The organism is Actinomyces israelii (genome assembly GCF_030253495.1).
Lineage (GTDB): Bacteria > Actinomycetota > Actinomycetes > Actinomycetales > Actinomycetaceae > Actinomyces > Actinomyces israelii.
In genome coordinates, this window is record NZ_CP124548.1 from 3,324,918 (window position 1) to 3,345,600 (window position 20,683).

Genomic DNA, 20,683 nt, shown 5'->3' on the forward strand with positions numbered 1-20,683 from the left:
AGACGAGCACCTACCAGGAAGCAGGAACATGAGCGAGACGACAGACAGCCATCGGGCCAGACTGCAAGAGGAGGTTATGCGCCGACTCAAGAACCGCGCAGGGCGACAGGACGACATACCCGTCGTGCCGCGCTCGGGTCCGCTGGAACTTTCCCACGCCCAGCAGCGTCTGTGGCTGCTGGACCAGATGGAGCCCGGCCGCACCGACTACAACTCCGGATTCGCCCTCGAGATCCGGGGCCGGTTGGACGTCTCCGCGCTCGACCGGGCCCTGACGGCGCTGGAGCGCCGCCACGAGTCGTTGCGGACGACCTTCACGGAGGTGGACGGGCAGGGCCGCCAGGTTGTGCACGCGCCGTCCCCGGTCGCCGTGGCACCCGTGCAGACGGATCGGTCCCGTCTGGCCGACGCCGTCGCCGAGACCTACGGCGCTCCGTTCGACCTCACGGAGGGACCGCTGTGGCGACCCTGCCTCTTCCGCACCGGGGATGACCATCATGTCCTGCTCGTCACCATCCATCACATCGTCACCGACGGCTGGTCGATGGGTATCCTCCAGAGGGAGCTCGACCTCCTGTACCGTGCCGCGGCCGCGAACGCCGACATGTCTGCGGGCTCCCTCGCCAAGACCCTGCCGGAGCTGCCGTTCCAGTACGCGGACTACGCCGCATGGCAGCGAGCACGGCTCTCGGGACCGGCGTTCGACGCCTCCCTGCAGTACTGGCACGACAAGCTGGCGCACGCCACGACGGTGATCGACCTTCCGCACGACCACCCGCGACACAAGCGGCGCCTCACAGGCGGCGCCAACCACCGCATGAGCATCGACAGCGAGACGACGGCCCGACTGCGCAATCTCGCGAAGGAAGAGCATGCGAACATCTACATGACGCTGCTGGTGGCGACCCGGATCGTCCTGGCGCGCTGGTCCCGCCAGGACGACGTCGTGCTGGGCACCGTGACCGCGGGTCGCGATGATCCCCGGTTGCAGCCACTGGTGGGTTTCTTCGTCAATACGCTGGCGCTGCGGGGCGCTGTGGACGAGACCCTGTCGTTCCGCGAGAACCTGCGCCGGACGCGGGACGAGGTGCTGGCAGACTTCGATCATGTGGAGGTGCCCTTCGATCTCGTGGTCGACGCGGTGCTCGATGAACGCGACCCGGCGGTTCCTCCACTCGTGCAGGTGGCGCTCATCCTGCAGAACGTCGGCACTGTCACTCCCGCGCTCGGCGACCTCTCCGTGTCAAGCTTTCCCGTCGCGCGAAAACAGTCCGTCTTCGACATTGCGATCGAGGTCGTCGAGTCCGAGACCGGCCTCGACGTGTCGTTCGAGTTCGACCGCGGGCTGTTCGAGACGAAGACTATTGTTCGAATGGCCGATGATCTCGACAGCGTTCTGCGCCAGGCGCCGGACACCGCTCCTCTCCGGCAGCAGCCGCTGAGGGCCCCTGAGCCGGGTGCGTGGTGTGGGCCGGATGCCCCCGCCCCCGCCACGCTGATGGAGCTGTTCACGGCTCACGTGGCGGACACGCCGGAGGCACCGGCCGTCGTGGGCCCCGATACGGTGATGACCTACTCCCAGCTCGACCAAAGGGCCGCGCGTCTGGCGGGACACCTGCTGGCCCGGGGGCTGGGGAAAGGCGACCGCCTCGGAGTCTGCCTGCCGCGCGGGCCCGAGCTGATCACGGCTTTCCTGGCCTGTTTCTACGCCGGTGTCGTCTATGTTCCTCTAGACCCTGACTATCCAGCCGATCGGCTGGCGTACATGACGGCCGACGCCCGGATGGCGGCGGTGCTCACGAGCGAGGAGCAGTCCGACCGATTCCCGCAGAACGTTGCCTGCATTCATATGGGTGAGGGCGAGCCGACTCGTGCGGCCAGTCGGGTGGACCAGCCCGCCTACATGATCTACACCTCGGGATCCACGGGGCGTCCCAAAGGCGTGCTCCTCAGCCATCGCGGCTTCGCGGCCGCGTCCGCCATGCAGCGAGACGTGTGGGGCATCGGCACCGGCTCCAGAGTCCTGCAGTTCGCATCGCCCAGCTTCGATGCGTCCATCTATGAATTCCTCATGGCGCTCACGCGGGGGGCGGCACTCGTCGTTGTCCCGCCGCCGATGCTCGCCGGTTCCTCACTGCGATCCACACTCGCCGACCTCGGAGTGACCCACGCCGTCATCCCTCCCGCCCTCGTCGCAGCCCTGGAGGACGAGGACCTCGCCGGAGTGACCACCCTGGTCCTGGCGGGAGAGGCGTGGAGCGGCGAGCTCGTGGAGAGATTCGGCTCCACACGCTCCGTGTACAACGGCTACGGCCCGACCGAGGTCACCGTCTGCGCCTCCGTCTCCAGGCGTTTGCAGGGACTGTCCGGCGATGATGTACCGCCGCTCGGCAAGCCGATCCCCGGGTGTCGTCTGCAGCTGCTGGACCGCTGGCTGCGGCCGGTGAGCGACGGCATTCCAGCCGAGCTGTACATCGGCAGCGAGGGCCTGGCCCTGGGCTACTGGAACCGCGCCGGCCTCACGGCCGAACGCTTCGTCGCAGATCCGCACGGCCCGCGCGGCAGCAGGATGTACCGCACAGGCGACCTCGTACGGCGACGGCCCGACGGCGCGCTCGAGTTCCTGGGGCGCACCGATGCCCAGATCAAGATCCGCGGCTATCGCGTGGAGCTCGGTGAGATCGAGAACGTGCTCGCGACGCTCAAGGGAGTCGAGCGCGCCGTCGCGACCGTGACGGGCCAGCCGGGCAGCACGCGTCTTGTCGCCTATGTGGTCCCCTCGCAGGAGAGGACGGTCTCATCGGACTCCTTGGCGGCCGAGGCCGCCGCCGTCCTGCCGAGCTACATGGTGCCCGCCGCATTCGTCGATCTTCCTGAGGTGCCGCTGACTCCCAACGGCAAGGTGGATAGGAGGAGGCTCCCGGCCGTCGACTGGTCCAAGCTCGACGGCCAAGAGCCTGCTGAGCCGCGGACCGACATCGAGCGGAAGCTGGCAGCAATCTGGTGCGACCTCCTGGGGCTCGACCACGTAGGGGTGCGCAGCAGCTTCTTCCGTATTGGAGGCGATTCCGTCACGGCGGTGCGAATGGTGGCGAAGATCGCCGAAGAGCTGGGAGACCGGCTACCGGTCCGCAGAGTCTTCGACAGCCCGACGATCGGCGAGCTCGCAGCGCTGCTGGAGGAGCGCCATGGTACCGGCACCGCGCCGGCAGCCGTCCTCGAGCGAGTCGCCGACGCCGACCGCTATCCCCTTTCCGCCGCCCAGCGCCGGCTCTGGTTCCTCCAGACTCACGATCCCGAGGACACCTCCTACAACTCCGGTATCGCACTGCGGCTACGCGGCGTGAACGCCTCGGCGCTGGAGCAGGCCCTGCGCAGGCTGCTCGACCGGCACCAGTGTCTGCGGACGGTGTTCACGAGTGATGAGGACGGCACCCCGATGCAGACCATCCTGCCCGCCCCTGACGCTCCGGTCCTCAACCGCGTCGATCTGAGCCACCTGCCCGAGCATGAGCGTGAGGATGCCGTCTCGCAGGCGGTGGAGACATTCATGCACGCGCCCTACGACCTGTCCGCCGGGCCGCTCACCCGTTGCCTCCTGGTCCGGGAGGCGCCCGGGAAGCACGTTCTCGCTGTTGGCATGCACCACATCATCATGGACGCGTGGAGCCTATCGATCATCTCACGGGATCTCATGGCGCTGTACGCGCGGTGCAGCGGACGCGAAACGCCCGCCCTCCCGCCCGCGACGGTGCGATACATCGACTACGCGGCCTGGCAGGACCGTTTCTGGAAGTCGCCGGACTATGAGTCGGGCCTCGCATTCTGGCGGGAGCAGCTGGCTGGTCTCGAGCCCCTGGATCTTCCGACCGACCACGCCCGCCGCAGCGTCCGCACCGGCCGGGGAGATACCTGCGCCTTCAGTGTCCCGGCTGCGACCCTCGCGGGTCTGCAAGATCTTGAGCAGCGATCAGGGGCCACTCTCTTCATGGTCCTGTACGCGGCGACGCTGCTTGTCCTATCGCGCCATTCGGGGCAGAAGGATATCGCCCTCGGAACCGTCACCTCCGGCCGCGATCACGTCGGCCTGGAGAATGTGGTCGGCTTCTTCGTCAACACGATCGCGCCCCGTATCGCAGTTGACGAGGACGAGGACCTGCTGACGCTGGTCGGCAGGGTCCGCGACCGCCTCCTGGACGCGTTCCAGCACGCTGACATCCCGTTCGACAGCGTGGTCGACGCGATCAGCCCTGCACGGGATCCTTCGCGTCCGACGCTCGTGCAGGCTCTCATCTCGCTGCAGAACGCCCCGACCGGTGACGGGTGGGCCCTGGAGGGGGTCGAGGTCGAGGAGTACCCGGTCTCCCGCAACCACTCGCTGTTCGACGTCAGCGTGGACTTCGCCGAGGCCGACGGGATGCTCACCGGCATCGTCGAGTACGACGCGGACCTGTTCGACCCCGGCAGCATGGCTGAGCTCGCGCAGCATCTTGTCACCGTCCTGGCCGAGCTCGCGCACCATCCGGAGAAGCTGGTCCGCGACACCGCCCTCATGACCCCGTCGGAGACCGAGAGGATTCTCGCAGCGGGCACCGGCCCGGCCGGCGCAGACGCCCCACCGCTGCTGCCCGAGGCCCTGCTTGCGAAGAACGCCCACGAGCGGCCGGACAGCCCCGCGGTCACCGCGCACGGCGCAACGGTGTCCTTCGGCGAGCTCAGCGCCCGCGTTCAGCGCACGGCGGCGGCCCTATCGGCGCGGGGCATCGGCGTCGGCGACCGGGTGGCGACAGCGCTGTCACGCTCCGTCGACGCTGTTACCGGCATCTTCGCAGTATTGCAGGTGGGAGCGGCGTACGTGCCCGTCGACCCGGCCGGCCCGGCGGACCGCGTACGCCACATCCTGTCGCAGTCCAGGGCGCGGGCCGTGCTCACGGACGTGGACGCCCGCGAACTGCGAGCACTCGTCGGCGAGAATCTGCCGATCCTGCCCATGCGCGCGCTTGAGGACTACGAGAGCACGGCGAGCATGGCGACTGCCCCGGTGCGCGAACCGCGGCCGGACGATGCTGCGTACATTGTCCACACATCGGGTTCTACGGGTGAGCCGAAGGGCGTCGTCGTCACCCGTGCCAATGTCTCGGCCATGCTCACCGCCTACCGCATCGCGGTGCTCGATGAGATCGACCGCTCGGACACAGGCCGCGAGCTCACTGCCGCGCACCTGTCGGCCTGGACCTTCGACGCCTCCTGGGACCCGCTGGCGTGGCTCTTGAACGGCCATCACCTCCACATTATCGACGAGGAGACCCGGACGGACCCCGAGGCCCTGTGCGCGTACCTCTCTGACGCCCGTATCGACTACTTCGACACCACCCCGTCCTACCTGGAGCAGCTTGTCACCGCAGGGCTGCTCGACGAGGGGCACCATCGCCAGACCGTGCTCACGGTCGGCGCAGAGGCCCTCGGCAGCACCCTGCACCATAGGCTGGCCGCCGCCGGCATCCCGGCCGTCCTCAACTTCTACGGGCCTACCGAAAGCACGGTCAACAGCACGGTGTGGCGCGTCACCGACGGGGAGAGGCCGCTCATCGGCCGTCCCGTGGCCGGTCTCACCGCCCATGTGCTCGACGACCGGCTCCGGCCGGTCCCCGCCGGGGTCCGCGGAGAACTGTACCTGTCCGGCGCCAATGTCGCGGCGTGCTACGACAACATGCCTCGGCTGACCGCAGAGCGCTTCGTCGCGTGCCCCGGTGCGGACGGCGCTCGCATGTATCGCACGGGTGACCTTGTCCGCTGGACGGGAGAGCTGCAGCTGGAGTTTCTCGGCCGAAACGATAATCAGGTCAAGGTCAGAGGCTTCCGAATCGAGCTGGGCGAGGTCGAGAGCGCCCTGACAGCGCTGCCCGATGTCGCCCGGGCAGCCGTCGCGGTGCGCGAGGACGTCCCGGGCGTCCGCCGGCTGGTCGGCTATGTTGTGCCGGATTCCGGAGCGTCGCTGGACATGGTGACGCTGCGATCGATGCTGCGCGAGGTCGTGCCCGAGTACATGGTCCCCCAGGCGCTGGTGCCTCTCGAGGCTCTCCCCCTGAGCTCCACGGGTAAGACGGTACGTGCGCTGCTTCCACCACCGCCCGACGAGGCCTTCAGCACCGCCGCGTTCGTCGCCCCGGAGGGGGACACCCAGACGCGCCTCGCGGCCATCTGGGCGCAGCAGCTGGGGGTCAGCCGTGTTGGGGCACACGATAACTTCTTCGACCTCGGCGGCGATTCCATCTTGAGCATCCGGCTCGTGTCGCAGATCCGCGCCGCCGGCTGGGAAGTCACCACCAAGGATCTCTTCACCTACCAGACTGTCGAGTCTCTTGCGGCCGCGCTCGACCAGCGCCGTCCCGCCTCGGCGAGGAGAACTGAGTACGAGAAGGTCGAGGGGCCCGTCAGCACGTCGGCGATCAGCCACTGGTTCTTCGACTCGCACGTACTGGCTCCGCAGCACTTCGACATGTCGCTGCGCTACGAGCTGGCCTCCGGCATCGACATCGATCGCCTGAGGAGCGCTCTGCTGGCGCTCGTCGAGCATCACGACATGTTACGGCTGCGCGTGCACCGGGACGCCGATGGCTGGCACCAGCACCTTAACGGCGGGGTGGACCCCGGACTCGTGCATGTCGTTGAGATCGGTGGGCGCCCCGCCGACGAGGCAGTGCTGGAATGCGCGAGGCGAGAGCGCAGTGCGAGCAGGCTCGAGAACGGACCGCTGTTCGAGGCCTTCGTCCTCGCACAGGACGGGTGTCCGCGAGAACTTCTCTTAAGCGCCCATCATCTGGTAGTGGACGCCGTCTCCTGGCAGATCGTCCTGGAGGATCTTCAGACCCTTTACGACGCCGGCGGCACAACAGCCGCGCGCCTGTCAACCACCTCGTTCCCCACCTGGATGCGACGTCTGATCGACTGCACGCGCGCCGGCGCCTTCGACAGCGACCTCGAGGCCTGGACCGACACGGTGAGCCGAATCCGCTCGATTCCCACAGACATGAACGGCGGAGCGCACAATGTGGCGTCGGAGCGCACCGTAGTGGCGTCAGTCCCAGCGGATGTGACCGAGCACCTTGTGAGCCATACAACCGGGGCGCTCCGATGCCGGATCGACGATCTCCTCCTCGCCGCTCTCGCCCACGTGATGACCCGCTGGGCGGGCCAGCCGGAGATCGTGATCGAGAAGGAGGGCCACGGCCGCCACGATCTCTTCGAAGACGTGGATCTCTCCCGTACCGTGGGGTGGTTCACGACGCTCTATCCACTCGCTCTCAAAACCTCGCCTGCAAGTACGTTGGTCGAGCTCGTCGCGAGCGTGAAGCGGCAGACGAGGCAGGTGCCGGAGGGAATCAGCTATGGCGCCCTCCGCTACCTGCGAGGCGCGCCCGACCAGGGCCTCGTTCCCGACGCACCCGCCCCCGTGGTCTTCAACTACCTCGGGCGCTTCGGCGAGGATATCCGGGGAGACGGGGTTGTGGCCCGCATGCTCCCCACCCCGGGCTTCGACCACGCCCCGCAGGAGGCGCGGTCGAACCTGCTCGACATCACCGGCGCGCTGATAGACGGTTCACTGTCATTCAGCTGGACGTACTCGAAGAACCGTCATCGCGAGAGCACCGTCCAGCGACTGGCCAACAGCCATGTCGAGACTCTCACCCGGCTGGCCGCTGAGACGCCTGCACGGCAGCGCCTGAGAGCCGAGCCGTCCCGTCCCACTACAAGAAGGAAGTGACTCACCATGAATAACACCAACCCGTTCGAGGACGACAATGCCATCTATCACGTGCTGATGAACAGCGAGGGGCAGTACTCGCTATGGCCCGCCTTCTCTCCCGTACCCAAAGGATGGGATCAGGTTCTGAGCGACAGCTCACGCGCCGACGCGCTGGCCTACGTCGAGAAGAACTGGACGGATATGCGCCCGAACAGCCTGATCAGGTCGACTGACGGCTGACACCGTCGCCCTGTTGAGGTGCGGAGGCCGCGGGCCTCCGCACCTCAACACGTCCAAAGCCCCTCGTCTCGACTGATCGGCCAGGCGCGAGAACAACATGACGGCCAACGCCCAGGGCGAGGAGGACTCGCCCGAAGGGCACGATCGAGATTACGCGGCGAGGGCGCCAGGAGCGCGCACCGAACGCGCGGGCCCCGGCCCGCCGGCTCCTCGCCCACGCGGAGCGCGCGTTCGCCATGAAGACCATGAGGAAAGAGGGCGATACGTGCGGACCGCGCCCCAGCCATCGGTCCTCATGCCTTGCGAGAAGAATGTTCTCACTCTTATAGTGGCAGGGATCGGAAACACGGCAGCCGCCCGGCACCTGCGCCGGATCTGCGGCGGGACGAACAAGTCGACCGGCGCGTCCTCGTGAAGCCGGGCCTAAGCCCGGGCTGTGCGACCGATGGCCGGGCCGTCACTGCGCCGCGGAGCTTGAGCACAATGTTTCTATGACTTGAGAATGGTGTAGGATGGAAGAGAGTAACAGCGCTTTCGTCCGGCTTCTGGGTCCGGTACGGGTGCTCGATGCGGACGGGACTGCGATCCGGTTGTCCGGCCGGCGCACGGCCGCGCTAGTCGCGCGCCTGGCGCTTTCGGCAGGGGTCGTCGTACCGGCGGAGACGCTGCTCGACGACATCTGGGAAGACGATATCCCCGACGGCGGTACCGAGACGCTCCGTCGGCTGGCCTCGCGGACGCGATCGAGGCTCGCAAAGCACCGTCTTGCCGTCGGGCCCGTCCCCAACGGCAGCGGTTACCGGTTCGTCATCGAACCGATGCGCGTCGACGCGCATCGGTTCGAGCACCTGGTGACCGAGGGCGCACGCCTTCTGCGCGAGAACGCGCCCGCGCGGGCGAACGAGGCGCTGGTCCAGGCGTTATCGCTATGGGGAGGAGCGCCTCTTTCGGGAATCAGGTCGGAGTTCGCCTTACGCGAGGCGGCACGGCTGGAGGACCTGCACCTGCAGGGCCAGGAGGACCGCCTTGTCGCCGTGTCCAGCCTTGAGGGGCCAGAGGCGGCGGTTGGCGACCTGCAGTCGCTGGCGAGCGCCTTCCCGTTGCGTGAGCGCACCCACTATCTGCTCATGAGGGCGCTGCACGATTCGGGCCAGCGAGGTGCCGCACTGACGACCTACGACAGGTTGCGGCACTCGCTGAACGACAAGCTCGGTGTGGCCCCCGCTCGACGGGTGACCTCGCTGTACGAGGAGATCCTGCGCGACGAGCAGGCCACGCCCACGGGGTGGAGGAGCCCGTACCTCACCCGGGCGGTGGCCCGCGACCGGGAGATCCACCTGATCGACGAGCTCATGGACCGCACTCGCCTGGTCACGCTGACGGGAACCGGCGGTGTCGGGAAGACGCGTCTCGCCGTCGAGTACGCGACGCGCGCGACTGATCGCCCGTCTGACCACGGCCCTGCGCCGCGCATCTGCTTCGTGGGGCTCGCCGCCCTGCGGGACGGGGACAGCCTCGAGGAGGGGGTGAGCGCCGCGCTCAGCACCCACGACATGCTCACGCCCTCGCGCTCGCCGGCCCGCATTCCCCGCATCGCCTCGGCACTGTCCGACATGCCGACACTGCTCATCCTCGATAACTGCGAGCACGTGATCGAGCCCGCTGCTGCTCTGGTTTCTGAGCTGCTGCCGCTGCACCCCGACCTGCGGATCCTGGCGACCAGCCGGGAACCTCTTATGGTGGCGGGCGAGGCTGTGCTCAGAGTACCGCCGCTCCCGTTGCCCGACGGGAGCGGCGCCAGCAGTGGCGCCGTCGAGCTGTTCGAGCAGCTCGCCGGCCTGTCGGACCCGAGCTTCTGCATCCATGACGGCAATCGCGCCCTCGTGGAGTACGTCTGCCGTCGACTCGATGGACTCCCACTCGCAATCGAGCTAGCGGCCACCCGCACCAGGTCCATGGGGATCGAGGGCATTGCCGGCCACCTGAACGAGATGTTCCAGCTCCTCTCGTCGGCTCGGCGTACTGACTCGACGCGGCAACGGTCCCTCCGCGCGACCCTGGACTGGAGCTGGGATCTTCTCAGCCCCGACGAGCGGATACTCGCGCGGCGGCTCGCGTGGTTCCCCGCAGGTGCGAGGGTGGAGACCGCCGAGCATATCTGCGCCGGAGGCGACTTACCGCAGGAAGAGATCCCATTCCTGCTCTCGTCTCTGGTGGATAGGTCTCTCCTTACGATCTCGTCCTCGAGCGACACGCAGGCCCGTTACCAGCTACTCGAGACGACACGGCGCTATCTGCTCCTCCGTCTGGACGAGGCCGGAGAAACGGATCGCATTGCGCATTCTGCTGTCGAGTACTTCCGGGATCGGCTGCAGGACACCTTCCGAGGCCTGCTGTACGGCTGTCAGGCGGAGTCGCTCGCCTGGCTGGACGCAGAGTACGACAACATTGTGGAAGCCATGCGCCAATTAGACCGGGCGGAAGACCTGGTGGCGTTCGTGATTCCTCTGTCATGGTACTGGATCATGCACGGCCGCGTCGATGAGATCTCGCGCCAGCTCCGCGAGCTGGAGCCAGCGCGAGACGCTCTCCCGACCGGCGTCGTCCTCATTCTCGACCTCGTCGCCTCGCTGTGCCCGGGCCAAGATGACTCCGGCGGGCGGCGGCCCCTGTGGTCGGGCGTTGACGCCGACACCCTTCGCACCTACCCGCCTCTGGTGATGATCGCATGCAAGTCCGCCCTGCTGGCGGGGGATCTTACTGCAGTCGCCTCATTGCTCGAGATAGCGCATGACCATGAGGAGCCGTGGGTCAGGGCCGCCGGGCACGCCGCCCAGTCCATCGCCGCGGAGACGGCGGGGGATACCGAGGCCGCCGAGAAGTGCGCGGAAACGGCGGCAGCCGAGTTCAATAAGATCGGCGACCACTGGAGCGCCGGCCATATGGTCACCCTGATCGCACGGCACCGCTCACGCCGCGGAGACCTGGACGGCGCGGTCGAGGCTCTGCGCAATAGTGCGACAATGGAGGAGCGCTCGGGCGTTGTGACGGTACTGGCCCAGGTGGAGCTGGGAAGGCTCCTGGTGCGTGCCGGCCGGACAGAGGAGGGCCGACGCGTACTGTCTCGCACACTGGGGCAGGCCTGCAACATCTCGGCGGAGTACCGAATCCTGGCCCATGTGGGGATGATGGCCGCAGCTCTGGATGATGAGGACACCCGCGCAGCGGGAACCTCGTTGGCCGAGGTACGGGAGGTGATGGCCGCTCGGCTGGTCTCCGACCCGGAATACCTGAAGGTCGAGATAGAGCTCGTCACGGCGCGGCTGTACCTGCAACGCGGTCAGGTCAGGCTGGCCGAAGCGGCGATCCGTGAGGCGGCCGCAGGGGTCGCCGGCATCGCCTATCCCGCGCTCGACGCCGACGTCATAGACACGACCGCGTTGGTCCTCGAGGCGACCCGGCGTCCGGAGATGGCTGCTCGCGCCCTCGGGATGGCCGACCGGCTGCGGGGCGGCGGTACGGCGTCGGGAAAGGCGCCTGTCGTCCTCGGCGAGCGCCTGACCCAGGCCCTCGGCACCGAGAACTTCCGCTGGTTGTACGACGAAGGACGGGCGACGGGGCTCGGCGCCACGGGCGTGTGGGCGCTGGCAGCGATGAGCCTCTGAGATGAGTCCCGGTTCTGTCCGGAGATTGTCCGTGGTCCTTTGGTAGGGTGCTCGTGCTATTAAGTGAAGTCCTCGCCCTGGAGACCACCTTGCCGAACAGACCGCCTTTGCCCAGCAATTCCGACGCCCTCTCCTCTGGCGCCGCGCTCGAGCTGACGGAGGTGACCAAGACCTATCGGCTCTCCGGTGAAGACGTGCATGCGCTGCGGAGCGTCAGCGTGCGCCTGGAACCCGGCACCTTTACCGCGGTCATGGGGCCGTCCGGGTCCGGCAAGAGCACCTTCCTGCACTGTGCGTCGGGGCTTGACACCCCGACGTCGGGGCGGGTCATGATCGGCGGTCAGGATCTATCGGGCTATTCTGAACGCCGCCTGACATTATTCCGGCGCGATCACGTGGGCTTTATCTTTCAAGCCTACCTCCTTATTCCTACGCTCACGGTGGAGGACAATATCACCCTGCCGCTGCGTCTGAGCGGGAGGCCCGTCGACAAGAAGTGGGCGCTGGAGGTGGTCCAGCAGGTCGGCATGGCCGACCAGCTGCATCGGCGCCCGAGCGAGCTCTCCGGCGGGCAGCAGCAGCGTGTGGCCATTGCGCGCGCGCTCATCGCGCGCCCCAACCTGCTCATGGCGGATGAGCCCACCGGCGCCCTGGACTCGACGACCGGGACGCAGGTGCTGGAGCTCTTGGCTGTTGTCTCCTCGCGCCTGGGGCAGACGGTGGTGATGGTGACGCACGACGCCCGCGCAGCGGCCTATGCCGACGAGGTCCTCTTCCTGGCGGATGGCCAGCTGGTGGACAGGCTGACGGGCGCCTCGGTCCAGGATATTGCGGCCCGGATGGCCCGCCTGGGGGAGCGGCGGTCATGATCTCGCTCGCCCTGTCCACCGTGCGCGGCCGGATGGCCGCATTCGCCGGCGCGTTCGTGGCGCTGGTCTGCTCGGCAGCCCTGCTGTCGGCGACCTCCTATCTCGTGGAGTCCGGTCTCCGTTCGACGACGCAGGCGCAGCGCTACGCCCGCGTCAATGCTGTCGTCGTGGGCGAGCAGACCATGCGCGTTCCCGGCAGTGATGTTCTGTCGGGTGTCCGGCTGCCCGAGACTGTAAGGGTTCCTCGTGCGCTCACGGCGGAGGTCGAGGCCCTGCCGGAAGTCGACTCAGCGGTGATGGACGACCGGATCACCATGCGGATCACAGGCGACGCGGCCGAGACCTCCCCGAGTGATCGGGCTCTGGAGACCCGGAGGTGGTCTACGGCGGCAGCGGGCGGTTTTCATATTGTCGAGGGCAGGCAGCCCGGCTCCGGGCAGGAGATGGTGCTGACGGTCGATGAGGCGCGTCGTCGCAGCATCGACCTCGGGCAGACGGTCACGGCGTCGGTCGACGGGGTGCCGCAGGACTACAGCGTGGTAGGGCTGGTCGCCGCCGACGTCGAGACGGGTGAAGCTCCCACGGCGTTCCTCACCGACGCGCAGGCGGACTCGCTGGTGCGCGACCCGGATGCCGGCGACGTCCTCCTAGTGCGAAGCGCTGATGGAGTGAGTGCCGCGCAGGTGAGAACCGCGGTGGAGAGAGTCCTGCCCAAGGGACTCGCCGTCGGCACAGGTCAGCAGGTGGCGGACGCCGAGCACCAGGACGTGGCGGCCGGTCGATCGCTGCTGCTTCTGCTCGCCGGCTCGTTCGGCGGAGTGGCCGTCCTGGTCTCCTTCTTCGTCATCTCCTCAATGATGAATCTCGTGCTCGGCAGCCGGAGGCGCGAGTTCGCGGCCTTCCGCGTGCTCGGCGCAACGCCGCGGCAGCTGATCTCCATGGTCTTCGCCGAGGTGGGGATCCTGTGCCTCGCGTCGGGCGCCGTCGGCGCGCCCCTTGGCACCTGGGTGGCTTCGCTGCTGCGGAACGTGTTCGTGAGCCTGGGAGTCATGCCGGCCTCGCTCCGGCTGGTCGTGACGCCGTGGGCGGGTGCGATCGGCGTGGCACTGGTCGTGCTCTGCGCCCTCCTGGCCTCGTGGCTGGTCACCTACAGCGTGGCGTCCATGAGCCCGGTCTCCGCCTTGCGGGACGCGGCCCCGACTGTGCGGCCGGTGCGCCCCTGGCGCGTCGTGGCCGCCGGGATCACACTGGCCCTGGGCTGCATGGCCATGACCATGCCGCTGTTCCTCCACAACGATATGGGAGCCGCAGGTACGGGCAGCGCCGCGCTCGTGCTCGTCATCACCGTGGCCCTCGCCGGCCCGTTCCTCCTCAGGCCCGTGGTGCACCTGGTGTCGGCTCCCGTGCGACGCATAGGGGCCAGCGGATTCATGGCAGCGGAGTCCGCACGAGCCGATACCCGTCGCATAAGCGGCGTGGTCATCCCACTGGTCCTCGCCGTGGGGTTCACCCTCTCGATGGTCTACAGTCAGATGACCCTCTCGAGCGCCGTCGCGACGCAGGCGGAGCACGGCGTGGTGGCGGACGTGGTGGTCGCCGGCATAGGCGGAGACCCGATTGCGCCCCAGGTGACCTCGGCCGTGCAGGGCGCGCCCGATGTCCGTCGCGTCCTGGGCGTCAGTGACAGCAAGGTCTTCGTCCCCGTGGGTCTTTTCGATGACGTTGAGGTGACCGAGCTCAGCGCCTCGGTCTTGTCCGGCGAAGACGCGCAGGAGGTGCTCGACCCCGGCGTCACGAAAGGATCGCTGCTGGACCTCCGGGGCAATGCCATCGCCCTGGACAGCTCGACCAGCGCGACTCTGCGCCGCGGGCTCGGGGACCTCATTGACGTACGGCTCGGCGACGGAGCGCCTGCTCGGCTCCGTGTCGTCGCCATCTACCAGCGCGGACTCGGGCTGGGGGAGGCGCTGCTCCCGCAGAGCGCGGCCCAGGGGCATGTGGCCCCGCCGACCCGCCTTCTTGTCGCGGGCGCCGAAGGCACCTCGCAAGAGCACCTGACCGGCAGCGTGAGTGCGGCGCTCGCGCCCTATCCGGCAATGACGACGACGGACCGGGCGGGGTTCGCGACCTCGTCGCGGGCGGAGGCGACGATGGCCGCCTGGGTCAACCTCCTCGGTCTGCTGGTGATCATGGGGTACGTGATTATCGCGGTCGTGAACGGCCTGGTGGTGGCTACGAACGCGAGACGTCGAGAGCTCGCGCTGCTGCGGCTGGTCGGAGCCACGCGCAGGCAGGTCCTGAGCACCATGCGCTGGGAGACCCTCATGGTGGTCGTGTGCGCCGTGCTTCTCGGCACGGTCGCGGGAGGCCTGCCCCTGATCGTCCAGGCCATCGGCTTCCTCGGGTCGGTGGTGCCTGCGGGCCCACCGTGGATCTACGCCGCTATCGTCGGCACTGCCATGGCGGTAGGCGTGATCTCGGTCATGCTGCCGGTCAGGGTGGCACTGCGCCAGGCGCCTGTCGACGTCATCGGGCAGAGGGAATGAGATGAACGCGCGACGCGGTCGAAGGCAGCTCTGGGAAAGCCGCCCGTCACCAGCAGGAACGGTCACCCGCCGGCGAGCGCCGGCGGGCGCCGCTGGCGCTCGCCGGCGCCGATGGGAGATGACCTGGCGGCGCGGCCCTCTCATGACGAATCCGGGCACCACCCACTGTCACCCCCGGGGACCGCGCCGCCCCCGCCACCCCATAGCTTTGCCGCTCCCCTGGACCCGAGAACGACACCGGGCCGGGCCAGGGCCTGTCCGCCCCATGTCCGACTCCTGCCCCGGACAGCTGGTTCTGCGAGACCCGACGACAACTGCCTCCGGGAGAAGAAATATGAAGATGGATGTGCGGGCCGAAGGGCTCGTCAAAACGTTCGGTAAGACGCGCGCGCTCGATGGTGTCGATCTTGCGGTGCCTCGCGGATCGGTGCTCGGCGTACTCGGTCCGAACGGCGCGGGCAAGACGACACTCGTCAGAATTCTGGCGACGTTGAGCCGACCTGACTCGGGAACCGTCCGGGTCGCAGGATGTGATGCTGTGAGAGATCCTGTGGCGGTGCGGGCCCGCATCGGACTCACGGGACAGTACGCGTCAGTTGACGAGGAGCTGACCGGGCAGGAGAACTTGATTCTTATCGGCAGGCTCCTGGGCCTGCGACCCGCCGACAGCCGCGCCCGAGCCAACGACCTCCTGGACAGATTCGGGATGCAGGAGGCCAGCGGACGTCCCGTGAAGACCTACTCCGGAGGTATGCGTCGCCGTATCGATCTTGCCTTGAGTCTCGTAGGCCGCCCTGAGGTGCTGTTCCTCGACGAGCCGACGACTGGTCTTGACCCCCGCAGCCGCGAGGACCTCTGGTCGATCGTGCGCGAGCTCCGGAGCGACGGGATGACGGTTCTGCTCACCACCCAGTATCTGGAGGAGGCGGATCAGCTTGCAGACCGCATCACCGTGATCGATCACGGCGTCGTCGTCGCTGAGGGAACGCCGCAGGAGCTCAAGCGCGAGACCGGCGCTCAAACCCTTGTCGTCAAGGCGAGCGACCCTGGCCGGGTAGGGCGACTGGTGCAGATCGTGCGCGATATACACGGATCCGAGCCAGTCGTCGCACCCGACGGCGTTACAGTGACCGTCCCGACAGATGACCCGCTCATGCTGTCAGCGATCGTCCGTCGTCTTGACGCAGACGGTATCGCCACCGACGAGGTCGCGCTGCGTCTCCCCAGTCTTGACGACGCCTTCTTCGCGTTGACCGGCCGACCGGCCACCGAGCGCCCCGCAAACCCGCCTGCCATTGCTGATTCTGTTGAGGATGTTCCCGCATGACCGCTCAGCCCACCGACCGCACGGCACGAGACTCCTCCCCGCTGTCGATCTCGCAGCGCGACACAGGCCAAAGCCATCACGACGTCCCCGTCAAGAGGCCGCTCTCGGCCCTGTCGGAGAGTCTCGTCCTCGCTGGACGCAACCTCCGCTATGTGGTGCGGACGCCCACGACTCTAGTCGACACCGTAATTCAGCCCGTCCTGTTCCTGGTGGTCTTCGTGTTTCTTTTCGGCGGAGCCATCTCCGGTGGCTGGCGGGCCTACTTGCAGCTCATTGTGCCGGGCCTGATGGTGCAGATCGTGATGTACGCGTCAATGGGTACAGGCATGGCGCTGAACACCGACATCGACAAAGGCGTCTTCGATCGCTTCCGCAGCCTTCCTATCAGCCGGTCCGCCCCTCTCGTAGGTGCTGTGCTGGGGGACATCGTCCGTTACATAGTGGCACTCGCGGCCCTTCTCAGCCTCGCATTCGCACTCGGCTTCCGTGTCAAGACCAATCCGCTGTCGGCGATGCTCGCCTGTGCGCTCGTGATCCTGTTCGGCGTTACCCTGTGCTGGCTATCCGTGCTTGTCGGCATGATCGTCTCCAGTCCTCAGGCAGTACCGGGTATCGCCACGGCAGTGATCCTCCCGCTCACATTCGGTTCGAATATCTTCGCCGACCCGTCCACAATGCCGGGATGGCTCGAGGCGTGGACCAAGGTGAACCCGGTGACCTACTTCGTTGACACCACCCGGGCCCTTATGCTCGGCGGTGACGTCATGCGGGCGCTCACGATCAGCCTCGTCGCCGTCCTCGTGATGCACCTTGTGCTGCTACCGCTCGCGGTACGCGCCTATCTGCGCCGGGTTCGCTGAAGCGACGGCTTCTCGCTGAAGTGACGGCGGCAGGGAATCGCCCCCCGATCGAAGGCAAGCAGCGGGTGCTCACTCCGGAGCGCCTCCGCGACGCAGTGCCGCACCATAATGAGCTCCCCGTACCGCCCTCTCACGCCTCCACCAGGATGGTCACCGGCCCGTCGGCCTCCATGTCAATGAGCATGTGCGCCCCGAAGCTCCCGGTGGCCACCTCCAGGCCGCGGCCGCGCAGCGCCTCGACGACGGCGTCCACGAGCGGGGCGGCCACGGGCCCGGGCGCCGCGGCGTTCCAGGAGGGCCGCCGCCCCTTGCGCACGTCGGCGTAGAGGGTGAACTGGGAGACGACGAGCACCGGCGCCCCCAGGTCGCTCACCGAGGCCTCGCGGCCGGGGGCGCCGCCGTCGTCCCCCGGACCGTCGAACAGCCGCAGCTCGGCGATCTTGCGGGCGATGGCGGCAACCTGGGCCGGGCCGTCGTCGTGGGTGGCGCCCACAAGCGCCAGCAGCCCGGGCCGGGTGATCTGCCCGACCGTCACCGGCCCGCCCTCGCCATCGACGCGCACCGCGGCGCGGCTGACCCGCTGGAGGACCGCGCGCATCAGCGCCGCCGGCCGCCCGCGCCGCCGCGCCCGTCCTGCCCGCGCCTGCGGATGCGGACGCGCACCCGCACGGGCCGGTAGTAGTTCAGGGCCGGGCGGACGTCGGCCAGGTAGACGGCGTTCGCGACCACGCCGAGCAGGCCGAAGAACGACGTCAGTCCCGAGAACGCGACGACCAGCACCCCGACGGCGTTGACGGCGAGCCAGAAGCCCTTGGTGCGCTTGTCGGCGGCGATGAAGTTCTGGGCCGGGCGCCGGAGGGTGTCGATAAGCGCCCAGGCGCCCAGGCCGATGGCGCAGAAGCCGGCGAGGATCCAGGTCCATCTCACGGCCACGGCCAGGTAGTACGCGGTGAGGATAAGAGCGGTCACGGTGCCACCCTACCGGCCGAGCAGCGTCGTGCCTTGGAGCAGGCACGGAGAACCCTGAGAAGTCAGCGCAGCAGGCCCCTGCGCAGCCCCGCGCCCGGGCGCTCAGCCGGGCTCGCCTGCGCCTTGCCCTCGGGCGAGACGAGCGGCTCCTGGGCAGCGGCCACGCGCACGGGCTCAGCCGCGCGGCGCGGCCCGGGCTCGGCCTCCCCCTCGGCGCCCGCCGGACCCTCGGCGTCCACGGTGAGCACGGCATCGACGGGCACGCCCCGGCGCAGCAGGGCCAGGGCCATCGGCCCGAGCTCGTGGTGGCGGGCCACCGAGGTCACGGCCCCCACGGCCCTCTCCCCCATTCGCACGACGGCGCCGGGCGCTGGCAGCCGGCCGGCGAGCCCGTCGAGCTGGAGAACGGTCAGGCGCCGCGGCGGCCGCCCCAGGTTCAGGGTGCGGGCGACCGTCTCCTGCCCCGGGTAGCAGCCCTTGGCCAGGTGGACGGCGGTGCGCAGCCAGTCGAGCTCGTGCGGGATGGCGCGCTCATCGACCTCCCGCGCCCACCGGGGCCGTCCCGCCTCGACCCGCAGAGCCTCCCAGGCCAGCGACCCGGCCGGGCCTCGCCCGGGTGCGGCCGCCAGGAAGGCATCGACGACGGCGCCGGCCTCGCCCGCGGGCACGAGCACGAGGCCGGCCCGCCGTGCCGCACCGGGGTGGGGGCGGGTGAGTCCGACGTCGTAGCTGGTGCCGCCCCGGGCGACGCCGGGCCACGGGTCGCGCCACACGCCCAGGCAGGCGGTGGCCGGGGCCGCCGCCGTCGGGCTCGGGACCGCCTCGTCCGGGGCCGCCGAGGCCGCCGCGTCAAGCGCAGCCTCGCCCGTCCCGCCCCGGGGGACCGCGCGCGCCGCCGCCTCCAGGCGCGCCACGCCCTCGCCCATGGCCGCCAGGGCGGCGACGTCGTCGCGCACCGCCACCTCGACGCGCAGCATGAAGCGCATGCGCTCCAGGTGCTCGGCCAGCGCGGGGCCGCGGCCCGCCTCGGTGAGAAGCCACAGCGTCTCGGCGTCGTCCAGGGCCGCCAGGGCGTGGGCGATGCGCCCGCGGGCGTCCAGGACGAGCGCCTCGACGCCGCCGTCGCCGGGCGTCAGGTCCGTGAGCACCTGGCTGGACAGGGTCGTGAGCCAGGACAGGCGGTCCGGACCGGTCACGGCGACGGCGTCGCGGGCCAGTGCGACCGCCGCGGCGCCGGCCTCCAGCAGGCGCTGCTCGCGCGGGGGGTCGCCGTAGTGGGCGGGTACGGGCTCGTCGGGGTCGCCGACGGCGTTGGGCACGGCGCCGGCGCGGTCCAGGAGCGGGGAGGGGCGCATCAGGCGGTCCCGGCGGTTCTGTCGGCCCCGCCGGTCTCGGCGCGCAGCGCGGCGCCAGGGGCGTTCGCCGGCTCGCTGGGGTCCTCAACGCGGCCGAGCCGCCCCGAGGCGTAGGTGGTCGGCTCCTCGACGCCGAAGGCCGCCATGTCCTGGGTCCACATGAGGTCGCCGCCGACGAGCCCGAACATGCGGGTCATCTCGGTCAGTGGCGCGGCGGTGCGGGCGCGGCCCACGGCCTGGGTGCCGACCCGGGCGCGGGGGCCCTGGATCCAGCCCTCCCACACGGCGACGTGCCCGGCGGGGTCGGCGGAGGCAAGCTCGAGCCGGGTGACGGGGGCGCGTGGGGGCGCGCCCCCGCCAGCGGCACCGGCATTATCGGCGCTGCTGCCGCTGCCGGTGCTCTCCTCGCCGTCGGAGTCCGGGGCCCCCTGACCGGGCGCCTCCTGGCCGGCCGGCCGCCAGTAGGCGGTCTCGGTGGACCAGACCTGAGCCGGGGTCAGGCGCAAGGCGCCCTCCAGGCCGGGCGTCTCGAAGTCGAGGTCGGCGGAGCGGGTGGCGTCCACGGTCCAGATGGTGGTGACCTGGCGCAGGTAGGGGCCGCCGTCGTGGTCGAAGGTCATCTCCTGGACCACAGCCTGCTCGGGCACCGTCTCGCCGTAGGTGAGGATGCCGTAGCCGCGCCAGGTGCCGACCAGCCAGGCCAGCGGGTAGGTCTCGGGCGCGAGGTCGTCGGGAAGCGTGAATGCCATGCCCGCAGGCTACAACGCCAAGATCGGTTCACTTCCGCGTCGAGACCGGTCGAAGGCGGCGCGGGCGCACCAATCGCGCGCGGAGACCCGCAAGAGATCAGATGGAAGAGTCAGATGGAAGAGGACGTCGGGCCGGAGAGCGCCAGTCGGCGCGTATGCCGCTCGCGGCGGCTTCAGGTGGAGCCCGGGGCCCGTCGCGGCCCGACGTCGCCCCCAAGGGTACAGGCGCCTCACGGCCCGCCGGAAATCGGATGCCCGCCGCGCGCCGCCCCGGGCGCGCGAGCCGCAGCCGCAGGACGGGGGCGGCGGCTGCCGGCCGCGGCGTCCGCTGAGCGCGCAACCCGCCCGGCCCGCGC

At 69.2% G+C, this 20,683-nt stretch carries 11 protein-coding genes; 7 read left to right on the forward strand and 4 right to left on the reverse strand.

The window, feature by feature from the left end:
* The first annotated feature begins 28 nt into the window (after positions 1-28).
* The 7 genes from AIF0345_RS13805 (at position 29) to AIF0345_RS13835 (ending at position 17,254) form a co-directional block, all read left to right on the forward strand.
* Positions 29-7,765, forward strand: a complete 7,737-nt coding sequence (locus tag AIF0345_RS13805) for a non-ribosomal peptide synthetase (RefSeq protein WP_285296462.1) — start codon at positions 29-31, stop codon at positions 7,763-7,765.
* A 6-nt stretch (positions 7,766-7,771) separates the two neighbouring features.
* Complete coding sequence (locus AIF0345_RS13810; RefSeq protein WP_285296463.1) at positions 7,772-7,987, forward strand: MbtH family protein; 216 nt, start codon at positions 7,772-7,774, stop codon at positions 7,985-7,987.
* Positions 7,988-8,499: 512 nt separating this feature from the next.
* A complete protein-coding gene (locus AIF0345_RS13815; protein WP_285296464.1) occupies positions 8,500-11,652 on the forward strand; it encodes a BTAD domain-containing putative transcriptional regulator in 3,153 nt (1,050 codons plus the stop codon).
* Positions 11,653-11,759: 107 nt separating this feature from the next.
* Entirely contained in the window at positions 11,760-12,521 is a 762-nt protein-coding gene (locus AIF0345_RS13820; protein ID WP_285296465.1) for an ABC transporter ATP-binding protein, read from the forward strand.
* Positions 12,518-15,067, forward strand: coding sequence for an ABC transporter permease (locus AIF0345_RS13825; RefSeq protein ID WP_285296466.1), 2,550 nt, complete (start codon positions 12,518-12,520; stop codon positions 15,065-15,067). Before AIF0345_RS13820 ends, AIF0345_RS13825 begins: the two co-directional genes overlap by 4 nt.
* A 334-nt stretch (positions 15,068-15,401) precedes the next feature.
* Positions 15,402-16,394, forward strand: a complete 993-nt coding sequence (locus tag AIF0345_RS13830; RefSeq protein WP_285296467.1) for an ATP-binding cassette domain-containing protein — start codon at positions 15,402-15,404, stop codon at positions 16,392-16,394.
* Positions 16,391-17,254 carry an ABC transporter permease gene (locus AIF0345_RS13835; protein WP_268918481.1) on the forward strand — a complete coding sequence of 288 codons (864 nt, stop codon included), beginning with the start codon at positions 16,391-16,393 and terminating at the stop codon, positions 17,252-17,254. Before AIF0345_RS13830 ends, AIF0345_RS13835 begins: the two co-directional genes overlap by 4 nt.
* Before the next feature lie 130 nt (positions 17,255-17,384).
* On the opposite strand, the gene dtd is transcribed toward AIF0345_RS13835, so the two are convergent.
* The 4 genes from dtd to AIF0345_RS13855 all read right to left on the reverse strand — a co-directional run bounded on the left by dtd (position 17,385) and on the right by AIF0345_RS13855 (position 20,327).
* Complete coding sequence (gene dtd, locus AIF0345_RS13840; RefSeq protein WP_285296468.1) at positions 17,385-17,852, reverse strand: D-aminoacyl-tRNA deacylase; 468 nt, start codon at positions 17,850-17,852, stop codon at positions 17,385-17,387.
* Positions 17,852-18,223 (reverse strand): DUF2516 family protein, encoded by a 372-nt coding sequence (locus AIF0345_RS13845; RefSeq protein WP_268918483.1) that lies wholly within the window; start codon positions 18,221-18,223, stop codon positions 17,852-17,854. Before AIF0345_RS13845 ends, dtd begins: the two co-directional genes overlap by 1 nt.
* A 62-nt stretch (positions 18,224-18,285) precedes the next feature.
* Positions 18,286-19,578, reverse strand: coding sequence for a CAF17-like 4Fe-4S cluster assembly/insertion protein YgfZ (ygfZ, locus tag AIF0345_RS13850; RefSeq protein WP_285296469.1), 1,293 nt, complete (start codon positions 19,576-19,578; stop codon positions 18,286-18,288).
* Positions 19,578-20,327 carry an FABP family protein gene (locus AIF0345_RS13855; protein WP_285296470.1) on the reverse strand — a complete coding sequence of 250 codons (750 nt, stop codon included), beginning with the start codon at positions 20,325-20,327 and terminating at the stop codon, positions 19,578-19,580. Before AIF0345_RS13855 ends, ygfZ begins: the two co-directional genes overlap by 1 nt.
* Positions 20,328-20,683: the final 356 nt, after the last annotated feature.